A 21,627-nucleotide genomic window follows, 5' to 3' on the forward strand; every position below is an offset into this window, starting at 1 on the left:
TATTAGGCCCTGTACGAGGATCGACCCGGTCCCGAGAGGTCAGAGGAAGGCAGACCACCTGTGAAGCGAATCCCTACCGCGGCAGGAACGGTTGCCCGGTCCGCGGCCCCGCGGGCCGAGCAGGCGGTGGAAGCCGCCCGCGCGGCATTGGCCCGCGACGGCGTCCACCTCATGCCCGCTACCGTCACGACCTCGAGTCTCGGCATGGCGACAGCAGACTGGGACCACTTCCGCCGACATTGGGACGAGTTGAGCGCGAACATCTACGCGGGGGCCCGCGGCACGTGCAGGCTGCGCCGTTACGGGAAGTTCTCGCTCACCGACCCAGCCGGACGGATCGAACTGCTGCCGCAGGAGTCCTTCGTGCAGCCAGAGAACAGCAATCCGCTCTACGTGGACGTGGACCGCACGTTCGAGCCCCTGACCGATGCCTTCATGGCCGATCCCGTGTTCCGGGCGGTGTTGCGGCTGCTCGCGCGATTGGCGACGGCACTGGACGACCCGTCGAAGTGGAGTGCGAAGGTGCATCCCTTTCGAGTCGTCGCATCGGCGGACGCGACCGGCCTGCCGACCCCGGAAGGCCGCCACCGCGACGGTGTCACTCTGGTGTCGTCGCTGCTGGTCGGCAGGCAACGCTGTCGGCGGTGCGAGTTCGGTGTTCGACTCGAACGAAAGACGGCTACTGCGCACCACGCTCAGCAGGCCGGGAGCCCTGTTGCTCGGCGACGACCGCCGCACCCTGCACAGCGTCTCGCCGGTGCATTCGAGGGACCCGAGCCGCCCCGCCTATCGTGATGTTCTGGTGGTGACCTTCGCGCCGGGCTGAGGCGGCCGGGCTGGATCAGCCGTTCTCGGGCCATCGGCCCTCACGTGGCCCGGGCTCGCTCCCCCGGGCCACGCGCGACGATCAGCCGAGCGGCAACTCCAGGCAACAGGGGGCGCCCTGCGGTGAACTGATGGTGATCCGCGAGCCGACCGTGTTGGCGCTGGAATAGAGGAAATCCATGCTGTCGACGACCAGCATCAACCGGTGACCATCCAGCAGGTCGTAGGCGGCCGCCTGCAACTCCCAGGAGACGGTGGCGGGCATTTCCGACTCGACGGTTGTCGGCTCGTGCGTGATGATCCGCGCCGAACCGTATTCGTCGACGTCGAGCAGGTAGGCCATCACCGTCGCGGACTCGCCGGTGCTGTCGACGGTCAGCTGCAACCGGGGGATTCCGCGAATCTGCCGGGCTACGCCACCTCGCACCGCGAGCAGCGGTCCGGTCGACCAGACCAGGGCATGGCTGCGATCGATCTCGCTCGTCCGGTAGATCTTGGGATTTCCTGCCCACTCCTCCTGGCCGGTCGTCATGAGCTTGTCCATGGCGACGACCTCGGCCTCCTCGCCCACCGTGAACTCACGGTGCCAGCCGGCCGTCAGGTCGGCGATCAGCGCACCGTCGCCGCCCTCGCGCGTATCGGTCAAGATCAGTGATTCGGTGTCGGTGGTGACGTCGGCCCACGAGGCCTTCTCCTCGCGCCGCGCGGGTTCGACGATCACGTTCTGGCCGTCCCCGGCTGCCGGAGTGGTCACGTAGGTGAACATGACCTGGTTGCTGATCTCCGGCCACGTATCGACCCCGTTTTCCTCGTCTTTGAGGTAGTGGTCGAGCCAGGCATACGCCTCGCGCAGCGGTTCGTTCGGTCCCGCGCCGGGCATGGGCGGAGCGATCAGGCCGGGGCCTTCCGGCGCCGCGTGATCGCCGATCCACATGTTCAGCCGTTTTGGGTCGCGGGAGCTTCTCGAAGGTCTCCAGAACCTGGTTCACCGGAAAAAGCCCCTCGTGCCAGGTGTTGGAGAAGAAGGTCGGGATATCGCGGGAACCGACGTATTGTTCCGGCGCTCGTTCGGTGCCCCAATCGACGACCGGATTCATGTCCTTGCCCTCGGCGAATTTCGCCAGGATCTCCAGCGTCGCCTCATCGAATTTGTCCTCCTTGGCGCCGCCGGTCAGGTCGAGCAGCGCCTCTACGGCCCTGACGTGCCGGGTGGCGTTATCGTACAAACTGGTAGCCAGGTTGCCCCACGTGCTCAGAGCGACGACGACGTCGACCCGCTCGTCGTGCGCGGCCACGAGCTGGCTGATGCCGGAGCCGTACGACTCCCCCATGAAGGCGACACCGCTGGGCTCGAGCGCGTCGATCTCGTAGGTGAGCACCTCCGAGCCGTCCTCCCAGTCCCGTAGACCGGCGACATCGATCTTGCCTACGGAAGTGCCGAACCACGGCAAGTTCGTTCCCGGTACTGCGGTCCAGCCGATACCGCGTGGTGTGTAGGCCAGTACGTGATACCCCTTCAGCGCGAGCGTGAGATAGGCGTACTCGAACAACGGCCACCCGACGGGCGTCCACCCGGCCGGAACGACCACCAGCGGGCACGGGCTGCTCGTTGTCTGCCGCAGCATGTGCGCCGACAGCCCGGTCCCGTCTTCTGTCTCGATGCGCGGAAACGTCGGCACGGCCACGTTCAGCGCCCGGCTCACCATGTCGTCCACGTCATCGGGCACCAGGCCCTTGCCGCTCCGCTTCTGCAGGGCGCTCACCAAGTTCGACGCGAACTGCACCGCCTCCGGGCGGACCTGCCCCTGAGCGTCCCAGGGCCCCTCGACGGCGATCCGAGCGAGCTGTTCGGACGTTGTCCCGACGATCGAATCTCCTTGCGACATACGCGTCATCGATCCTTCCTGCCAGTTAACTGCGGAATAGCGTACGGCAGCAGCTTGGCACAGAAAGTGACCGACCGTGTTGAGATCAGACGATGTGTTCTCCATTCGAAATATGCTTATGAACTACGGCACCCTCCGCAAAATCCAACGCGCACTAGCCATCTGGATCGGTACCTGCCCCCTGTGCCACCACACCTTCCCGACCTAACAAAGTCCTACTAGTGTCGCGCGCCGGGAATTCGTTGCAAATATGAGGCCAGGCGTTCAAGGATCTCGTCGGCGGTCTTTGTCCAGACGAACGGCTTGGGGTCCTCGTTCCAGGCGGCGACCCAGTCTCGTATTGATTTCTCCAGTGCGGCAACGCTTTTGTGGACGCCGCGGCGGAGTTGCTGGTCGGTGAGCAGGCCGAACCAGCGTTCCACCTCGTTCAGCCAGGAAGAATAGGTCGGTGTGAAGTGCATGTGGAAACGTGGATGCGCCGCAAGCCATTTCACGATGATCGGCGCCTTGTGGGTGCCGTAGTTGTCGCAGATCAAGTGCACGTCCAGCCCGGCCGGGACTTCCTTGTCCAGCCTGGTCAGGAACTTCTTGAACTCGATCGCGCGGTGGCGGCGATGTATTTCGCCGATCACCTCGCCGGTGACGGTATTCAACGCGGCGAACAGCGTAGTGATGCCGTGGCGGACGTAGTCGTGGGTGCGCCGTTCGGGCATGCCCGGCATCATCGGCAGCACCGGCGACGACCGGTCCAGAGCCTGGATCTGGGACTTCTCATCCACACACAACACGATCGCGGACTCCGGAGGATCCAGATACAACCCGACCACGTCGCGCACCTTCTCGATGAACAACGGATCATTGGAGATCTTGAACTCCTCGACCCGGTGCGGCTGCAACCGGAACGCTTTCCAGATCCGCCCGACAGACGACTTCGACAAACCGGTCTCAGCGGCCATCGAGGACCGCGACCAATGCGTGGCGTTACGCGGCGACCGCTCCAGCGTCGCCACCAGCACCTGCTCGACCTGCTCGTCGGTGATCGTGCGCGGCCCGCCCGGCCGCGGCTCGTCACCGAGCCCGTCGAGGCGTTCATCGAGGAACCGCTTACGCCACTTACCGACCGTCGGCAGCGAAACCCGTTCCTGCGCAGCGACGTCGGTGTTCGACCGCAGCCCGCCCTCCTCCGCACACGCCAGCACGATCCGCGCCCGCTGCGCCAGCGCTTGCGCCGACTTCCGCCGCCGGGTCCACCCGGTCAGCACCTGCCGCTCCTCATCGGTCAACACCAACCGCTGCTTCGGACGCCCACGCACGACCACCAGCATGAACGGTGCACCCCGAGCAGACACACCGACACGCCAGCTCACAACCGTGATTTAGATAACGAATTCACGGCGCGGGACACTAGACGCTTGCGGACGGCTTCAGTTGGGCGATGATCGCGGCTCCCATCCAGCGGCGTAGATACCGCCGCAGATCATCCTCGCCGCGGGGTGGGTTGCCCGGGGAAATGAAGAACGACTGCATCGTTCGCAGAACGTATTCGACGAGTTCGTGCAGCGACTCGTCGTCGTACCCGTACCGCTCCCAGTCGACGTCGAAGCGTTTGATCATCGTCATTCCGAAGGCTTGCGCCTCCTCGGAGGTGAGGCTCTCGGGGTGGACGTTCGAGTAGGTGCTCGACAGCAGGATGCCGAGATGGGGTGTCCGGCGCACGTCGGCCAGGGTGTACACCACCGCCTCGGTCATCGCTTCCACCGCGTCCTCGATGCCGCTGACGTGCCGTGCCAGCCGATCGAGGAAACCGTCGACCGACGCCATGGCCGCGGCCGTCATCAGCGCATCGGCACTGGGGAAGTATCGGTAGACCGTCTGACGGATGACGCCCAGCGACTCCTCGACGTCGGCGATGCTGATCTCCGAACCGGTCCGGCCGATCAGCTCGACGGCGGCGGCGACTATGCGACGAGACGCTTCCTCGTCGTCTTTCGGCGGACTTCCGCCCCACCCGCGCCTTCCTGCCACTGCCCGCTTCCTCGACGTGCCGCCTGTCGCTTGCGAACCCCCTGATGGAAGGGCCTGCCGACCAGGGCTCGACGGTAGCACAGGGCGGGCCCATCACCCCGTCCTGACAGTCCCTTCGTTACCTGTAGATTGTTCGCGTGCTGGGTGATGTTGTAGCGCAGGATATTTCGGTGTGGCGAGCGAGTCTGGATGACGACTTCGCTCGCGTTGCGGGGGGTGTTCGGGCGGGCGGAGCCGCGAGGGGTGGGTGACCGCCGATTCGGCCTACGGGCGTGACGGGAGATTCCGGGCGTTCCTGGAATCGCACCGGATGCCTTACGTAGTGGAGGTCCCGGTCAGACACACCATCTCCGACCTCGATGGTCGCCGCAGAGTCGATACCCTGATCAGCCGCGCCCCCGCCGAAGCATGGGCATCGTGTCTCGGCCGGTCCCGGAGTCCGGGGTGAACGCGAATACGACTTCGCCTGGGCCACCCTGCCGGCCTTCGACGACATCCCGGCCGGATTCGTGCGCACTCTGCTGGCCCGGCGATCCCTCGACGATCCCGCGGATATCGCCTACTACATGTGCTTCCACCCCGACACCATCGACCGCGGCCAGATCGTTGCCGTCGCCGGTGCGAGGTGAGCGATCGAGGAATGCTTCCAAGCCGCCAAAGGCCAATGCGGCCTCGACCACTACCAAGTCCGCAAATACGACGCCTGGTACCGGCACATCACCCTGGCCATGCTCGCCCACGCCTTCCTCGCCGTCACCGCCGCCACCGACCCAAAAGCCCACGCGGGCTGGGCCGAATCACAGTCGCCGAAATCCGCCGTCTCCTGGCGATAGTGCTCCACCCCGCCCGCACCCTCACCCACGCCCTCGCCGCCTCCCGCTGGCGCCGCCACCACCAACACCGCGCCCAACGAACCCGCTACCAACGGACCCGATTACAAAAGTAAATATCCAGGGCCAGGGAGATATGGCATTTCGCGCCGATCTGTGCGGCCATCCGCGCATAACACCCCGTTGAGGCGATCGCGCACACGAACCGGTTCTTGACCTGATCAGCCTTATCACGCGCAACAGCGCCGAAGAGCGCGCCTACCCGTTCCCGCCCTAGCACAACGAAATCGCCTGCGAGATAACCGATTTCCGCGTGTATCCGCACCGCGTCCCGCCGAGGGTCCAGCCCAGCACGCGAGCGCTGCCCGCCGTGGGCCGGATCAGGTCCAGCAGCAGCCGGATGGTCGTCGACTTCCCGGCCCCGTTCGGGCCCAGAAAGCCGAAGACCTCGCCTCGGCGGATCTCCAGAGACAGGTCGACCAGCCCGCGACACCGAACAAGACACGATGACCGCCGCGGACCTGTGCGACGAGCTGTCGATCAGCTCCGGTGCGGTCTCCACCGCTATCAAGCAACTCATCCCCGTCGGCTTGATCGAACGCGTCCCCGCCCCCGGCAGCCGCCGCGACCACTATCGCTTCCGTGCGGGTGCCTGGGCAGCATTGATATCGCAGCAAAACACGACGCTGACCATCATGCGCGACGCCGCACCTCCCATCCGCTGAGCCGGCGGTGATGCGGCCGACCGTCGTAGTCGAACGGTGATCGAATTTCGTACTCGCAAGCCCGGCCGCTGGGCTGCTACGCCACGGCTCAGCACCGCTGACAGCGCGCTGACCAGCGCGTCACCCACAGTCAGTGATCTTTGGCATTCGCCGCAATAGACCATTGCGATCAGGACGTGGGGGCTCCTGTGTGAGTGTGCGCAAACCGGATAAGCGGGGCGCTTTCCGGGTATCGGCCGCGTTGCCGCGCACATAGATTGTGTGATGTCCGGAACGGCACATGCTACCAGCAATCGAATGGCAAGAGATCATGTCAGACTACAGTTCCCCGCCCTCCGCAGACCTCAACCGCCGAGCTCTGGCTTTGCTGCGAGCGGCGCAAGCCGGCCGGGTCGAGCTCGCGCTGAGCTGCGAGCCGGACATGTTCGTGGACGGTGTGGCGGTCACCGATCAATGGACCGCGCATGGTTTGGCGCACGCGGGGCTCGTTCGCCCGGCGCGTCCTGGGCGGATCGGCGACCTCGTCGCCGCGGAGCTGACCAGTACTGGGTACGCGATCATGGAACGAACTGGGCGCGACAGGCGACGCCATGCCGCGTGAGTACAGGTAGCACTCTCAGGATCGCGCTCAATGACAGTGAACGTGATAGCCGAGCCGCGGCCGGCGCCAGCCGATGAAGCGCAGCTTCACTTGCGGATTTGGCTGGCCGGGACACCCTTCGACTACGCAGCGACCGCATCGGCCGTAGATGCGCTGATTCATGACTGGATGCGTGCTCGCTGGTGCACATCGAATTGGTATGCAGCCCGATACAGGACTTGCGGCTGCTGCCGCGCCTGCCATGTGAACGATTGTTCCGCGCGCCGTGACAGATCCGCGCTCCGAAACTCGCTGGAGATGCGCGCCGCAACATTGAGCTGGCCCGTCTCCGGGGATGACAGCGCGCGAGGCTGGTTGCGATGGATGCCATCCCTCTTTCAAGGATGCGCCTCGCCCCTGGTCATCGAGCGCGCTGCGTCTCGGTTGATCGGCAGCGAAGTCGCGTAGAAGGTGGAAGACGATAGTGAGATTTCAACCGTACCTCGACGTAGGATCCGAGAGATCGGCAGCGCCGCGGTATTTCGACATCCACACTCACGCGATCGCGCCGTCGCTTCCGGATCTGGAAGCGCAATATCCATGGGGTCATTGGCCCTCGGTCGAGCAGCACAGCGATACGAGCGCTCAAATCCGGGTCGGCGGAGACCCATATCGCTGGATCGATGATCGATGCTGGTCGGCACAGCGCCGGATCGCGGACATGGACGCCGAGGATGTCGCGGTACAGGTGATCTCGCCGACTCCGATTACGTTCTGTCATGACGCCCCAGCACAGGGCGCAATCGCGTTGGCGAAGATGCAGAACGAGTTCCTCGCAGAAATGATAAGCCCATCTCCGGACCGGTTGTGCGCCCTTGGGGCAGTTCCCATGCAGGACCCCGATGCGGCGGTGGCAGAGCTTCATTTCTGCGTGACCGAGCTGGGCTTCCTCGGCGTGGAGATCGGCACGCAGGTCGGGCAGCGCGAGTTATCACATCCGGACTTCGATCCATTCTTCGCAGCCGCGGCCGAACTCGGCGCCCTGGTCTTCATCCACCCTTCTGATAGGACCCTCGATACGCGTCCGGCCGAACTCGGCCTGTCATTCGGCGTTGGGATGCCCTCGGAGACCGGCCTGGCGGCGGCGAATCTGTTGATCAGTGGCGCATTGCGGCGGCGGCCGTCGGTTCACCTGTGTCTGGCGCATGGCGCAGGCACGTTGCCCTGGCTTCTGCCCCGGCTGGATCGGCAGGTGCTGATGAAAGATCCGACATGTGCACCCGATCGCCTTCCTTCTACCCTTGCGCGCGTCCTGCGCTGCGATTCGCTCACCTATGACACCGCGAGCCTGGAACTGGCGGTGCAGCGGTTCGGCGCACACCACGTGATGGTCGGCACCGACTATCCGTTCCCGGCCAGGGAGGCGCCGGCAGCAGCGGTACTCACCGAAGCCGACGGGCCATTCGATCCCGAGTTGCGTGCGGCTATCGCGTGGTCGAACGCCGATTCAATGATTCGTGAGATCCGGGCCAACTCGAAACAAGAATCCTGAACCACGGCCCGACCGAATTGCTAGGAGAGTGCTATGGCGCAATTTCTGGGCCTGGGTTTGACCCATTACCCGCTTCTGATGGTTACCGATAATCGTATGGCGGATCTGCTCCGATGGACCCTGGCCGACCCGGATATCCCGGAAGAGGAGAAGTATCCGTCGAATTGGCCGGATTTGATGCGACGGGAGTGGGGAGAAGACGGTGGGGTCACGGCGGCGGCCGAACATCGCCAGGAGCTGCTGGAAGGGCTGCGACGTTGCCGCAACGCCCTCGACGACTTCCAGCCGGACGTCGTTGTGGTGTGGGGTGACGACCAGTACGAGAACTTTCGAGAGGAAGTCGTACCACCTTTCTGCGTGCTCGCCTACGGGGAGAGCGAAGTAGAGCCGTTCGCGGTGATCAACGAGCGCGGTATGCCGAACGTGTGGGGTATGCCGAGTGACACGACATTTACGCTGCGAGGCGACGAGCAACGCGCACGGCAGCTCGCGAGCGATCTGATCGGAGACGGCTTCGACATCGCCTACTCCTATCAAAAGCGTAAGGGCGCGCATTTCCCGCATGCAATCGCGAATACACAGGTGTTTCTGGACTACGCCAATGCGGGCAGGGATTTTCCCTACACAATACTGCCGATCACGGTCAACTGCTATGGCGAGCATGCCATTGTCCGGCGCGGCGGCATGGCGCGGTTCGCTGATATCAACGACGAACGTCTCGACCCCGTTGGCCCCTCGCCGGCTCGTTGTTTTGCACTGGGAGCAGCGGTAGCGAGAGCGCTGGCGAAGACGGACGCCAAGATCGCACTGGTTGCGTCATCGAGCTGGTCGCACGCCTTTTTGAACGACAAGGATTGGCACCTGCGTCCAGACACCGAAGCAGACCAACTTCTTTACGACGCCTTCCTGCGCGGTGACTGGGGATATTGGAACAGTATTTCGAGCAGGCAAGTCGTCGACGCCGGCCAGCATGAGATCCTCAACTGGTTCTGCTTGGCCGGCGCGATGAATGAACTGGGTATGGAACTGAGCTGGTCCACCCTGGCGATCACGGACATCTTCAATTCCAACAAATGCTTCGCCATATTCGAACCGGGGTCGGTTGACGTCGGCTAGCATGGGTTGAGCCGGACCGCCCCGGTCGACGCCAGCGAGGGTCGCCGATCGGGGGTACGCTGTGGCCAGCCTTGAAAGAATTCCCCATCGCCCCGGTGTGTACCTGGGGGTGAAAGAGCAACAATGGCAACGACCCACCCGTCGCCCCCGCAGCAGCACGAACGCTTGGATCACACTGATGACCTGGACCGGGTTCGGGCTGCCGTGTCGAATGTGTTGACCGCCCATCGGCTCGGCGTACTCGAACGGTCGGGCTTGGATGCGAGCCTGAGCGCAACCAACGCTGGCAAGATCACGCTGATGCATCTCGGCTACGGCGCTACCGTGCGAATCGACGTAACCCCTCCTGAACGACCGTTTCACATCGTTCAGATTCCGCTGACCGGCGCGGCGGCTATCGCTTCGGGTCGGCACGAGATGGTGTCGGTGCCCGGCATCGCCTCGGTCCCGGATCCCCGAGAGCTCTGCTCGATGAGGTGGGAGCCCGACTGTACGCAGCTGATCGTCCGGGTGGACGACGAACACCTACAGCGTCAGTTGCAGTCGCTCATCGGACGTCCGGTGGTCGACCCCATCCGATTCGGGCTCGCCATGGACCTGCGCACCGGGCGGGGCAGAAGCTGGCGGGCTTCACTGGACCTTCTGCTCACGGAGGCAGGGCAAGATGCCGGATTGCTCGAGCATCCGCTGTTCGCTTCCCAGGTCGAATCCGTTGTTCTCAGCGGCCTCTTACTCGCCCAGAACCACAACTACAGCGCGGCGCTACATGCCGAACAGAATCCCGCGGCGCCACGCTATGTCAAGGAAGTGCTCGAGCGAATCCAAGCGCATCCGGATCTTCCGTTGACGGTCGAGAGGCTGGCAGCCGATTCCGGGGTCAGCGTGCGGGCACTGCAGCGAGGCTTTCACGACGTCGTCGGCTGCTCACCCATGGCATATCTGCGTGAAGTACGTCTGAATCGAGCCCGCGAAGCACTCGCCGCGGCGGATCCAACCTCCGGGGTCAGCGTGACCGATGTCGCGCTCAACTGGGGTTTCATGCATTTGGGACGCTTCTCGGTGGAGTATCGGCGCCGTTTCGGCGAATCTCCTTCACAGACATTGCGCCGATAGCTCATCCTCGCGCCGGGAAGTGCCGAGGCGGCGAGACCTCGCTCGCGAGAGAGGTCTCGTCCGTCATCATCACAGGCGAGCGAGGTCTCTGCCGTCACCGCATGGCGACCAGGCCGGACAGGTAGCCCTGGGCCAGTTCCGGGTCGGTGAACCAGGTGAAGAGGTCGCGGGCATCGTCAGCGGCGGCTGCGGCGAATCGATGTCCGATCTCGCTATATGTCTCCGCCGCCTTGAAGAGCTCGAGCACGTGCGGCGGCGGAGGCAGGAGCATGGAGTTGGTGAATGCCGTAACGAATTGTGCGTATTCCCAATAGTTCTCGAATGTGGACTGCATGAACTCCTGATCGAACGGGCGGTCACCGTGCTTGACGATACTGCCCAGATACATCGCGGCACACTTGCTCGCGTTGTTCGACCCCTGACCGGTGAGCGGATCATTAAGAACCACAACGTCAGCCATGCCAAGTACCTTGCGCCCAGAATCGAGTGTGGCGACCGGATGCCGCACGGTGGGAGGGAAACGGCCGGCGAGAGTGCCGAGTTCATCTGTCAACGAGACGTTTCGGCAACGTTCGGCCTCCCAGGGCAGAAACTCCGAGACGAGACGCTGCGATGTCTCGAAGTGCTGTTCGGGAGTGCGAGCGTCGGCCCAGCAGTCCCAGGGGCCGCCGGGGATGCCTTCGAACACCATGATGTCGCAGGGACCGGTGAGCGTCAGCGCGGGAAAAGTAAAATACTCACCGACGCCGGGAATGATGTTGTAGCCGACGGCGGAGTGGTCCGGCCTGGGTGCCATGCCGTTGACATAGGTCAGAGCGAGTGCGCGCTGCGGGCTGTCGAAGTAGGAGCGTTGGGCGTCACGCGCGAACAGCTTGGCGATGGCGCCCTTGCCTGCGGCGACGATCACCATATCCGACTGCTGGGTGTAGATCTCGAGATCTTCGACCGACGCTTCGTGGATGACGAGTTCGCCACCGCGGCGAACGAACTCCGCCATGAATGCCGACATCTTGACTCGCTGGTCGACCGACTGAGCAGGTGCATCGAGCCGAGCCGCCCATTCGATCGCTTTGCTGCCGGCAAGGGGCGTGCCGGGCGGATTCAGAATTGTCATCGCGATGCCGTCGATAGGCGGGACAGCGTCGGCCCAGAAGTCCAGACCGAGCGCGCGCTCATGTCCCAATGCGGTGTCGAACATGCACTGGCTGGAGGTCACGCGCCCGGCGGCGATCTCCGCGCCCGTGCGATCGCTGACCAAGCGGACCTGGAAACCGGCCGCGAGCAGGCCGATAGCCAACTGCAGGCCGGATTGGCCGGCGCCGACTATGGTGATCTCTCTATTCGGGCTCATTCCATCTCCATATAGTCGTCGGATACAGTCCAGCCGACGCTGAGGCGCGCGGTGAAATCCGCTTGCTCAGGCGTCATCGATTCCGACCAGGCAGCGTGGGCTCACAGTATCTGCCGATCACTCACGGAAATATCCAGAGAACGCACCGACTATCCGCTTGCCTGCCACTGGACAGTCGCAGCGTTGACCGGATAGTGCGACAAATACACAGCTTGTACGTTGACTGCCAATAGGCGGGAACGGGCCGAAGTACCCCGAACAGATCAGCAGAACACGCCCACTTTGGCATCGACGAGGTATGGAGCAATCGTGACAGCTAAGAAACTGGCTGCGGCAGACGTCGCTGAATTAGTGCTGCCCGACCGCCTGCACGGGCGCTTGTATACCGACCCGGAGATCTTCGAAGCCGAGATGGAGACGATCTTCGAGCAGGGATGGGTTTTCATCGGGCACGAACAAGAAGTACCGAATCCAGGAGATTTCCGGACGAGCTACATCGGGCAGCAACCGGTGATCATGTCGCGGGATACCGATGACGAAGTCCATGTTGTCATGAACCGATGCACTCACCGCGCGTCCTTGGTGTGCATGGAAGAGTCCGGTAACAGCCGGACGTTCCGTTGCCCCTACCACCAGTGGACGTTCCGGAACTCGGGCAAACTGGTCGGCGTTCCGTACCCGAAAGGCTACGGTTCGGACTTCGATAAATCGGAGTTCGATCTGGCGCGGCCTCCACGTATCGGTTCCTATCGAGGATTCCTATTCGCCAGTATGGCCCCCGACGGGCCCAGTCTCGATGAGCACATCGGACCACTGGTAAAGGAACAGATCGACTTGTTTCTGGATTTGTCGCCCCTGGGCGAAATCGAGTGCACCGGAGGCGTCAACCGCTTCTACTACAAGGGGAACTGGAAGTTCCAGATCGACAACACCGCGGACTTCTATCACGTGAATCTGCTGCACCGCTCCTTGGTGGATGTGCTCGCGGAGCAGCAGGGCATCGACATCAGTGAGGTGAGCAGCGAGGAATCGGAGGCTCTCAATGTCAGCCTCGGCGGCGGCCACACACTGATGGATATTCGCCCGTACAACCGTAAGCACGGGGGCCACGTCCGCGATACGGTGCTTCGCGGCGGTGGACCGCAGGGCGACTACATCAATGCGTTGAAGGCAGCGTACGGAGAAGAGCGAACGGAAGAACTGCTGGTTGCGGGCGGAACCCATATGGCGGTCTGGCCCAATCTCGGCGTGCTGTCGGGAATGATCCGCAGAATTCGTCCCATCAGCGTCGATCTGACCGAAGTTATTCTCACGCCTGCATTGTTGAAGGGCGTGCCGGAACAGGTGAACACCGCCCGGCTTCGAGGGCATGAGAGTTTTTTCCCGCCGGCCGGTATGGGCGGAAGCGACGACCAGGAAGTCTTCGAACGCGTTCAGCTCGGCCTTCAGTCGACGGCGAATCCCTGGATGTACATCGGACGTGGAATGCACCGGGAAACCGTCCATGAGAACGGTTCGATCACATCCCAGGTGACCGACGAAGCGAATGTCCGCGGAATTTTCCGCCATTGGACCGAAGTGATGACCGACGGAGCTGGGAAGTGATACGAGCATGACCATGACACTCGACCAGGCCAGTAGTTTCCTTTTCCGCGAGGCGCGGATACTGGATCAGAGACGTTACTCTGATTGGCTGGAGCTGTGGGCAACGGAGGCGGAATACTGGATCCCGGTCAACGATGAGAACAGCGATCCGAAAACGCACCTCGCTCTGGCCTACCTCGATCGCAAGGCGCTGGAAGGCCGTGTGATGAGGCTGAACAGCGGACAGGCCCACGCACAGGATCCAGCATCCCAGATGAATCGAATAGTGGGAAATATCGAAATCGAGCCCAGACCGGACGGAGGTAAGGTGGATGTCTACGCGAACTTCAACCTCACCGAACTCCGCCGGCATGAGCAGCACACATTCGCCGGGCGGTACGAATACACGATCAGCGTGGACGGAGCGGACTGGCTCATCGAGCGCAAGAAGGTCACGCTGGTCAACCTCGATGAGCCCATCGCGAACCTGAGTTTCTTCCTTTGATCCCCAGAGCAACTACAGGAAGATGAATGATAATGGGCGAATATGTTGATATCGCTGATTTCCGCGATGGGACGCTGCGAGGATATGTTGCCACGCCGGCCAATGGCTCCGGACCCGGAGTCGTCCTGCTGCACGAAATATTCGGAGTGACGCGATTCATGCGCGAGCAGGCCGATCTTCTGGCTGAAGAGGGCTACGTGGTTGTCGTTCCGGAACTTTTCTGGCGGGTCGAGCCCGGCATCGAACTCGACGACAGTGAAGACGATCGGCCCCGCGCGTTCGAACTGTACCAATCATTTGACTTCGACCGGTCTGTCGCCGATATAGCGCGGGTCGTCCAATTCATCCGATCAAGGCCGGAACACGCTGGAAAAGTGGGTGTGGTCGGATATTGCATGGGCGGACTTCTTGCGGTGTTGACCGCTGCTCGCACCCGCGTCGACTGCGGCGTCGGTTATTATCCGACTCAGTTGGAAGATCACCTGCCGGAGTTGAAGGGCATTTCGGTTCCGTTTGCACTGCAGATCGCGGGAGCCGACCAGTACAGCTCGGAGGAGGTGCAGCAGGCTGTGGCGACTGCGGTCGCCGACCATCCCGATGTGACGATCGATGTCTACCCGGGCGCGAGTCATCCCTTCGCCAATCCCTATCGCGAGGGCTACGACCGGGGGGTTGCCGCGCTGGCCTACACCCGCATGATCGAAGTTCTGCGATCGACAATGGGGCCGCATTATGACCTCAGTGCGCTGTGGGACGAGCACCTGCGGTTGGAGTTCGCCGCCAAGGATGCCGGCGCGACGATGGCCACAATGGTATCCGAGCCATACGTCAACCATGTTCCCACCCTTACCGGTGGGACCGGATATGACCTGTTGGCCAGGTTCTACCAGTATCACTTCATCCACCACAATCCCGAACAGCGGATCATTCCGATTTCACGGACCATCGGCGTGAATCGAGTCGTCGACGAGTTCGTCGCCTGCCTGAATCACGACCGGGAGATCCCCTGGTTGCTGCCCGGGGTGAAGCCCACCGGGAAGTATGTGGAAATACCCGTGGTTTCGATCGTCGGATTCCGAGGCGGAAAGCTGCACCATGAGCACATCTACTGGGATCAGGCCTCACTGTTGGTCCAGATCGGACTTCTGGAGCCCGGAGGTCTGCCGGTCGCGGGTCTCGAGGTGGCACGGAAAGCCGTTGACGAAACGTTGCCGTCGAATGAACTGATGCCGGATTGGCAGTCGAGCGAGGGGCGGCCGATCCCTCCGCGCTCGCAGCCATGAGCGCCAGTCGTTTGCCTACCACGGCCGCTGGATGACGAAGGATGCCGCCCCCTGATGGCGCGTTGGCGACGCATGTCGCCAACGGCCCGCTGAGCGGTCGCTGACCGCTCCCCTCCATCGGGAACTTCGACCGAACCCCAAATACAGGAACGAATAGTCCAATGAGCCCTGCGGCCCACAGCCCGGCCACCGTGAAGGCCGATCATTCGTCCGACCCGATCGAGTCGACGATCGAACACGACGGATACCGAACTTACTACCTGACGGCCGGTTCTGGCCCATCGATTGTGCTACTGCACGGTTCCGGGCCTGGTGTCTCCGCCCGCGCCAACTGGCAACTGGCCATGAAATCGGTTCTCGCCGAGCGGTTCACCTTGATCGCACCGGACATCGTCGGCTTCGGCGTGACGGAGCAGGAGCCGGAGGTCGTTCTGACCCATGACAATCGGGTAGCCCACATCGTCTCCTTCCTTCGTGCACTCGGTCTCGGCCCGGTCGGCTTGGTCGGAAACTCCATGGGCGGCGCTATCGGCCTCGGGGTCGCCGCACGGTATCCCGAACTCGTCGCGCGAATGGTTCTGATGGGTACGGCGGGTGTGTCGTTCCCGGTCACCCCCCAGGTCGACCAGCTCTACGGTTACACCCCCAGCGAGGAAAACATGCGAGGGATCTTCGAGCTGATGGCGTTCGATAAATCCCGTGTCACACCGGAACTGGTGCGTTCGCGTTACGAGGCGACAACCTCGCCCGAGGTTGCCGAGCGGTGGGCGAAGCTATTTCCCGCACCGCGGCAGCGACATGTCGATGACGCCGCTCTGCCCTTCGCTACCTTGGCGAACATTTCGACGCCGACGCTGCTCATCCACGGAGTGCAGGACAGAGTCGTTCCGGTGCGAGCCACCTCGCTGAACTTGGTGGAAGTCATGCCGAACGCCGACCTCGTCGTGCTGGGGCGGTGCGGACATTGGGCTCAGGTCGAGCGCTCAGAGAAGTTCGTGAGCGAAGTCGAGCGGTTCTTCTCACAAGGGGACAGGCCATGATGGGCGTAGGTCTCACGCTCGAGCTCTATATCACTCGAGCCGAGCAGATCTTCTCGAATACGGAGATCGTGGAAATTGCGCCGACCAGCGTATACGTCACCCGCTTCGGGGAGGTGATCGAGCGAGCGCGGCGGCTGGCGGCGGCACTGACCGAACTCGGGGTCGCCCCAGGCAGCCGTGTGGCGAGCTTGTGCTGGAACACGGTCTCGCACCTCGAGTGCTATCTCGGGGTGCCGACCGGCGGCTTCGTGTTGCACACATTGAACTTCCGCCTGCCGGTGGAGGATTTGCGGTACGTCATCGATCACGCCGGCGACCACGTTGTGATCGTCGACCCGGATCATCTCCCTTGGCTCGATCAAGCTTTGGCAGGGCTGTCCTGCGTGCGGCATATCGTCATCACCCGTCCGTTCTCCGGCGACCTCGGTGTGAATATCACGGAGCGAACAGTCCACTTCTACAGCGATCTGGTCGCGTCACCTGCCCCCGGCTACCAGTGGCCGGCTCTACCGGAGGACGAGCCGGCCGGGCTGTGCTATACCTCGGCGACGACTGGGCGGCCGAAGGGAGTGCTCTACACTCATCGTTCTCAGGTGTTGCACGCCCTGACGATGTGCACAGCCGATGCGCTGGCGATTTCGGAGCGGGACGTCATCTTGCCCATGACTCCCTTTTTCCACGCCAATGCCTGGGGATTGCCCTATGCGGCGACCATCGCCGGAGCGACGCTGGTTCTTCCGGGAATGCGACCAACGTCAGCCGATATCGCGGACATGATCGCAACCCACGGAGTCACGGTGGCCGCAGGCGTTCCCACGGTATGGACCGGCGTCCTGGAAGCGCAGAACGAACGGCAGCGCGACTTCACCGGGTTGAACCGGATCATGAGCGGCGGCTCGGCGGTTCCGCGAGCGCTCGCCGACGAGTTCGAAACCCGCTACGGCACCGTGTTCATCCAGGCGTACGGAATGACCGAGGCATCGCCGTGCACGCACATCTGTCGACTTCCCCGCTCGATGAGCGACAGTCCGAGGGACGAACAAATGGCTGTTCGGTCGACACAGGGCCGATTGCTGCCCGGCTTGCAGATGCGGCTGGTCGACGATGTGGGTGAGCCGGTCACACCGGGCACCGGCCCGGGCGAAATCCAGTTGCGTGGTCCGTGGATCGCCGATGAGTACTACCGTGACGAGCGGACGAGCGCGGCGTTCCGGGACGGCTGGTACGCGACCGGCGACCTGGCGGCCGTCAACGACCAAGGGTTCGTCGCGTTGGTCGATCGCAAGAACGACCTGGTCAAGTCCGGTGGCGAATGGATCAGTTCCGTCGAGTTGGAGAACGCCCTCATGGGGCACGAAGCTGTTCTCGAGGCAGCGGTCGTCGCTGTTCCCCATGAACGCTGGGTCGAGCGGCCGCTCGCGTTTGTAGTGCTGCGCTCCGGTGCGCAGGTGAATGATGAGGAACTGCGGAAACACCTGCTGCACTGGTTTCCCCCATTCTGGGTGCCCGACGAGTTCCGATTCATCGACGAGGTCCCGAAGACCGGTGCTGGGAAGTTCGCCAAGCGCATACTTCGCGATCGGCTGGCATCCGAGCGAGCGGATGCCCGTTGAGACACGATCAATTCGAGCCCAGGACCGCGGATGATGTCCTTTGTCAACCACCTACGGTAACAGCCTTGATCGGCCCGTCGCCGACCGAGGAATTGGACACGTTTGTTTCGATGATTTCAACTGAGGAGTCCAGGTGGCGGATCTGAATAATCACACCATTGTGGTGACCGGAGGTTCCACGCTCATCGGTCACGGTGTCGTCCGTGCGTTGCGCGATTGCGGCGCTTCGGTCGTGATCATGGATATCGACGCCGCCGGGGCACATCCGCTGGTCGAAGAAATGCCTGGGCGGGTCTCCTTCGAGCAGACCGACATCACGAGTGACGTACAGATCGCGTCCGCGGTAGCTCATGTCGTCGAAAAGTTCGGCGGAATAGATGGATTGGTCAACCTCGCCTGTAGCTACGTGGACGATGGTTCCGCGTCGACTCGTGAGCAGTGGCATGCCGCCTTGGATGTGAACCTGGTCGGCGCCGCCGTTGTGACGCACCATGTCCGGCCCCATCTGGCCGTCTCTCACCGCGCCGCTATCGTCAATGTCACTTCTATCTCGTCCAAGGTCGCGCAGACCGGACGCTGGGTATACCCGGCCGGCAAGGCTGCCCTCGTGCAGCTCACACGATCCATGGCGATGGATTTGGCTGACGAGGGAATCCGAGTCAACTCGGTAAGCCCTGGCTGGACATGGTCGTCGGTCATGGCGCACGCGACCGGCGGCGACCGCGACAAGGTCGATTCCGTCGCCGCGCCATTCCATTTGACTCGTCGGGCCGGTGATCCCGCAGAGGTCGGCGCAGTGGTCGCTTTCCTGCTCTCGTCGGACGCTTCCGGGGTGACAGGCGCTGACTGGGCCGTCGACGGCGGCTACTCCGCGATGGGCCCAGAGCAGGCTGTGCCCGCGATCGCCGGGCTCGCCGAATAGTCCATTCGCACGTTCTTCTCACGGAGCAGGACATTGCACCACAACGCCGGTCGTCACCTTCGACCATGGGAGCCATCGATGGACCGGAATGCAAGCATCTCTTTTACCGGTGCACTGTCCTCCGGCGCTGACGACGCCGAGGTCATCGCAGCGCGCAGCGCCGAATACCGTGCGGGCCTCTAATGGCGCGGGTCGCAGTCATAGGTGCCGGGCAATCCGGCGGGCAGCTCGCGCTCGGTCTACTCCAGGCCGGGCATCAGGTGACCTTGGTCAGTGACCGATCGCCGGACGATATCCGCTCGGGCCCAGTACTTTCAAGCCAATGTATGTTCGATACCGCACTGGCTACCGAACGGGAACTGGGAATCGACCATTGGGCCGGAGAATGCCCTGACATCGAGGCGGTCGCCGTCACCTTCGCCGGTGCGCAACGCTACGAGTGGTCCGCGGCTCTCTCCGCGCCCGCGCAAGCAGTCGACCAGCGGTTGAAGTGCGCGCGGTGGGCCCTTCAAGTGGAGGCCGAGGGTGGCACCCTTGTGGTGCATCCTGCCCAGGTCGCGGATCTCGAGGAGTATGCCCGCACACACGACATCGTCGTCGTCGCCACGGGGCGCGGTGATATCGGCCGACTCTTCCCGCCGGACCATGAGCGGTCGTTGTACGACCGTCCGCAACGTGTACTGGCGCTCACCTATGTCACCGGTATGCGCCCGAGGCAGGACGGTGCGGTTCTGAGTTTCACCATGATTCCCGAGATCGGCGAGTGCCTCACGTTTCCTGCCCTGACCACCAGTGGTCGTTGCGACATTCTCGTCTTCGAGGGCGTTCCCGGCGGGCCGATGGACTGCTGGGATGACATAGTGGACCCCGACCAACACTTGGAACGCTCATTGGAGCTCTTGGAGAAGATTGCCCCGGCGGAGTTCGCTCGATGCGCGAACGTCGCGCTCACGGACCGAGGCGGTGTGCTGCGCGGCAGGTTCACTCCTCGCGTGCGAATACCGGTGGCGATTCTGCCATCCGGAAAGCCGGTACTGGGTATAGGGGATGCCGTGGTCCTCAACGACCCGCTTACGGGGCAGGGCGCGAATATGGCCGCGCAGGCAGCCACATATTACCTCGACAGTATCAATCGCAACATCTCCGGCAATTTCGATGAAGCGTGGATGCGAGGCACTTTCGAAAGGTTCTGGCGCGGCTGGGGACAGTGGGTGGTACATTGGACGAACTCCATGCTGACCACGCTCAGCACGCACCAAGCCGAGCTGCTCGCCGAGGCGGCAGACAACTCCGAATTGGCCTCCGCGATAGCCAGCGGCTTCGATGACCCCCGCCAGTATTTCCAGTGGTGGTTCGATCCGGAGGCCGCCACCCGATTTCGTGCCGAGAAACGCCTTGCCAAATCCGGTCGTTTCGATTATCGCGACCTGCGGCGGGCTCTCGGCCAGTATGCGACCGGGGTCACCGTGGTGACGGCGCGGGGAGCGGATGGGCGACGGGTGGGTATGACAGCCAACTCGTTCACCTCGGTGTCGATGGATCCTCCGTTGGTGTTGTGGTGCCCGAGTAAGAATGCGCCCAGTTACTCTGCTTTTACCGAAGCCACTCATTTCGCCGTGAATATCCTCGGCGCGGGACAGGAGCATATCTGCCGCCAATTCGCGACTCCGGCGGCGGACAAGTTCGCCGCGGTCGAACTCGTCGAGGGGGTAGGCGGAACGCCTGTATTACCCGATGCGATAGCACGGTTCGAATGCCGAACGGTGCAGTGTGTCGAAGCTGGTGACCACATTGTCATCATCGGTGAGATCGAAAGGTACGAAGCGCCGGGCGGGCAGCCCCTCATCTTCCACGACGGAAGCCTTCGCGGCGGCTGACCGGGATACGGGCCGATTCGGAGTTATCGAAAGGAAGTGATACCGCCATGAGTGCGACGGTGATCGATATGGAGGTGGTGGACGCGGCTGCCGATTGGATCGGTCAAGGCATCGCCGGAAGGCGGACGGTTGCCCCCGTCCGAGAACTGCTCGGCTCCTGTGACGCCCGGATCGCCTATGCCGTACAGGACGAAGTGACACGACGCCGGGAATGGGGTGGAGGGGTCTTCGTCGGCAGGAAGGTCGGGTGCACATCGAACGACCGGCAACGCATCTCGGGCGCGGACCATCTCGAATTGGGCACTCTGTTCGCCGACATGGACGTCTCTGGAGCTGCCGAGATACCATCAGGCCGACTGCTTCAACCCCGAGCTGTCGCCGTGGTGGCCTTCATCCTGAAGCGAGACCTGGCCGACAAGAATATCGAAGAGCACCGAGTCGCCGAGGCTGTCGATTTCGCGTCAGCAGCAGTCGAGATAGTGGACAGCCGCATCGCAGGCTGGGATGTCACGATCATCGACAGCATTGCGGACAATGCCTCCAGTGGTCTGTTCGTCCTCGCGGACAGGCAGCTGAGGCTCGACGAGTTCGTCCCGCGCCATATCGAGATGCACATGTATCGCGACGACATCATTGCCGCAGAGGGCGACGGCACGTATTGCCTCGGTGATCCACTCGATGGCTTGGCATGGGCGGCCCGCACCGCCAAAGCACTGGGAAATCCGCTGTGCGCTGGGGAGATCATCTTTTCGGGTCCGCTGGGCCCCATGGTGGAAACCCCTCCGGCAAGCAGGATTCGC

At 63.0% G+C, this 21,627-nt stretch carries 19 protein-coding genes and 2 pseudogenes; 14 read left to right on the forward strand and 7 right to left on the reverse strand.

Annotation, left to right across the window (positions count from 1 at the left end; all coding sequences use genetic code 11):
* Positions 1-204 precede the first annotated feature (204 nt).
* Positions 205-826: pseudogene (locus NA4_RS23045) on the forward strand (2OG-Fe dioxygenase family protein).
* A gap of 81 nt (positions 827-907) precedes the next feature.
* On the opposite strand, the gene NA4_RS40655 reads toward NA4_RS23045, so the two are convergent.
* The 6 genes and pseudogenes from NA4_RS40655 to NA4_RS42745 all read right to left on the reverse strand — a co-directional run bounded on the left by NA4_RS40655 (position 908) and on the right by NA4_RS42745 (position 6,049).
* Positions 908-1,759: a CocE/NonD family hydrolase C-terminal non-catalytic domain-containing protein gene (locus tag NA4_RS40655; RefSeq protein WP_157129243.1), complete on the reverse strand. Its 852-nt coding sequence runs from the start codon at positions 1,757-1,759 to the stop codon at positions 908-910.
* A gap of 22 nt (positions 1,760-1,781) precedes the next feature.
* Positions 1,782-2,816: pseudogene (locus tag NA4_RS43740) on the reverse strand (alpha/beta hydrolase family protein); the annotation flags it as partial.
* Between the two features lie 113 nt (positions 2,817-2,929).
* Positions 2,930-4,036 (reverse strand): IS630 family transposase, encoded by a 1,107-nt coding sequence (locus NA4_RS23055; RefSeq protein ID WP_157129246.1) that lies wholly within the window; start codon positions 4,034-4,036, stop codon positions 2,930-2,932.
* Between the two features lie 79 nt (positions 4,037-4,115).
* Positions 4,116-4,736: a TetR/AcrR family transcriptional regulator gene (locus NA4_RS23060; RefSeq protein WP_067473703.1), complete on the reverse strand. Its 621-nt coding sequence runs from the start codon at positions 4,734-4,736 to the stop codon at positions 4,116-4,118.
* A 386-nt stretch (positions 4,737-5,122) separates the two neighbouring features.
* Positions 5,123-5,476: a hypothetical protein gene (locus NA4_RS23065; protein WP_157129245.1), complete on the reverse strand. Its 354-nt coding sequence runs from the start codon at positions 5,474-5,476 to the stop codon at positions 5,123-5,125.
* Between the two features lie 363 nt (positions 5,477-5,839).
* On the reverse strand, positions 5,840-6,049 hold the full coding sequence (locus NA4_RS42745; RefSeq protein WP_157129247.1) for an ATP-binding cassette domain-containing protein: 210 nt from the start codon (positions 6,047-6,049) through the stop codon (positions 5,840-5,842).
* A gap of 23 nt (positions 6,050-6,072) precedes the next feature.
* Between NA4_RS42745 and NA4_RS23075 the strand changes: the two genes are divergently transcribed.
* From NA4_RS23075 to NA4_RS23095, 5 genes are all read left to right on the forward strand, one after another.
* Positions 6,073-6,291, forward strand: a complete 219-nt coding sequence (locus NA4_RS23075) for a GbsR/MarR family transcriptional regulator (protein ID WP_067473712.1) — start codon at positions 6,073-6,075, stop codon at positions 6,289-6,291.
* 310 nt (positions 6,292-6,601) lie between these two features.
* A complete protein-coding gene (locus NA4_RS23080) occupies positions 6,602-6,892 on the forward strand; it encodes a hypothetical protein (RefSeq protein ID WP_067473715.1) in 291 nt (96 codons plus the stop codon).
* Between the two features lie 463 nt (positions 6,893-7,355).
* On the forward strand, positions 7,356-8,423 hold the full coding sequence (locus NA4_RS23085) for an amidohydrolase family protein (protein WP_067473716.1): 1,068 nt from the start codon (positions 7,356-7,358) through the stop codon (positions 8,421-8,423).
* 33 nt (positions 8,424-8,456) lie between these two features.
* On the forward strand, positions 8,457-9,539 hold the full coding sequence (locus tag NA4_RS23090; protein ID WP_067473719.1) for a DODA-type extradiol aromatic ring-opening family dioxygenase: 1,083 nt from the start codon (positions 8,457-8,459) through the stop codon (positions 9,537-9,539).
* Positions 9,540-9,662: 123 nt separating this feature from the next.
* Complete coding sequence (locus tag NA4_RS23095) at positions 9,663-10,652, forward strand: AraC family transcriptional regulator (protein WP_067473721.1); 990 nt, start codon at positions 9,663-9,665, stop codon at positions 10,650-10,652.
* Between the two features lie 94 nt (positions 10,653-10,746).
* Here the strand turns inward: NA4_RS23095 and NA4_RS23100 are convergent, their stop codons facing one another.
* Positions 10,747-12,003 carry a styrene monooxygenase/indole monooxygenase family protein gene (locus NA4_RS23100; RefSeq protein WP_067473724.1) on the reverse strand — a complete coding sequence of 419 codons (1,257 nt, stop codon included), beginning with the start codon at positions 12,001-12,003 and terminating at the stop codon, positions 10,747-10,749.
* A 309-nt stretch (positions 12,004-12,312) separates the two neighbouring features.
* Here NA4_RS23100 and NA4_RS23105 point away from each other — a divergent pair, with 309 nt between their 5' ends.
* The 8 genes from NA4_RS23105 to NA4_RS23140 all read left to right on the forward strand — a co-directional run.
* The gene (locus NA4_RS23105; protein WP_067473727.1) at positions 12,313-13,608 is read left to right on the forward strand and encodes an aromatic ring-hydroxylating oxygenase subunit alpha; all 1,296 of its coding nucleotides are present in this window, start codon (positions 12,313-12,315) and stop codon (positions 13,606-13,608) included.
* A gap of 7 nt (positions 13,609-13,615) precedes the next feature.
* Positions 13,616-14,092, forward strand: a complete 477-nt coding sequence (locus NA4_RS23110; RefSeq protein WP_067473730.1) for an aromatic-ring-hydroxylating dioxygenase subunit beta — start codon at positions 13,616-13,618, stop codon at positions 14,090-14,092.
* A 32-nt stretch (positions 14,093-14,124) separates the two neighbouring features.
* Complete coding sequence (locus NA4_RS23115; RefSeq protein WP_067473733.1) at positions 14,125-15,375, forward strand: dienelactone hydrolase family protein; 1,251 nt, start codon at positions 14,125-14,127, stop codon at positions 15,373-15,375.
* A 161-nt stretch (positions 15,376-15,536) separates the two neighbouring features.
* The gene (locus NA4_RS23120; protein WP_067473736.1) at positions 15,537-16,415 is read left to right on the forward strand and encodes an alpha/beta fold hydrolase; all 879 of its coding nucleotides are present in this window, start codon (positions 15,537-15,539) and stop codon (positions 16,413-16,415) included.
* Positions 16,412-18,028: a long-chain-fatty-acid--CoA ligase gene (locus NA4_RS23125; protein WP_067473739.1), complete on the forward strand. Its 1,617-nt coding sequence runs from the start codon at positions 16,412-16,414 to the stop codon at positions 18,026-18,028. The genes NA4_RS23120 and NA4_RS23125 overlap by 4 nt, the downstream gene beginning before the upstream one ends.
* 163 nt (positions 18,029-18,191) lie before the next feature.
* Positions 18,192-18,950 carry an SDR family oxidoreductase gene (locus NA4_RS23130; RefSeq protein ID WP_245671552.1) on the forward strand — a complete coding sequence of 253 codons (759 nt, stop codon included), beginning with the start codon at positions 18,192-18,194 and terminating at the stop codon, positions 18,948-18,950.
* Between the two features lie 182 nt (positions 18,951-19,132).
* Positions 19,133-20,827, forward strand: coding sequence for a flavin reductase (locus NA4_RS23135; RefSeq protein WP_067473745.1), 1,695 nt, complete (start codon positions 19,133-19,135; stop codon positions 20,825-20,827).
* A gap of 47 nt (positions 20,828-20,874) precedes the next feature.
* A partial coding sequence (locus NA4_RS23140) for a 2-keto-4-pentenoate hydratase (RefSeq protein ID WP_067473748.1) occupies positions 20,875-21,627 on the forward strand: 753 nt, incomplete at its 3' end.

The sequence above is a fragment of the Nocardia amamiensis NBRC 102102 genome, from assembly GCF_001612745.1.
GTDB lineage: Bacteria > Actinomycetota > Actinomycetes > Mycobacteriales > Mycobacteriaceae > Nocardia > Nocardia amamiensis.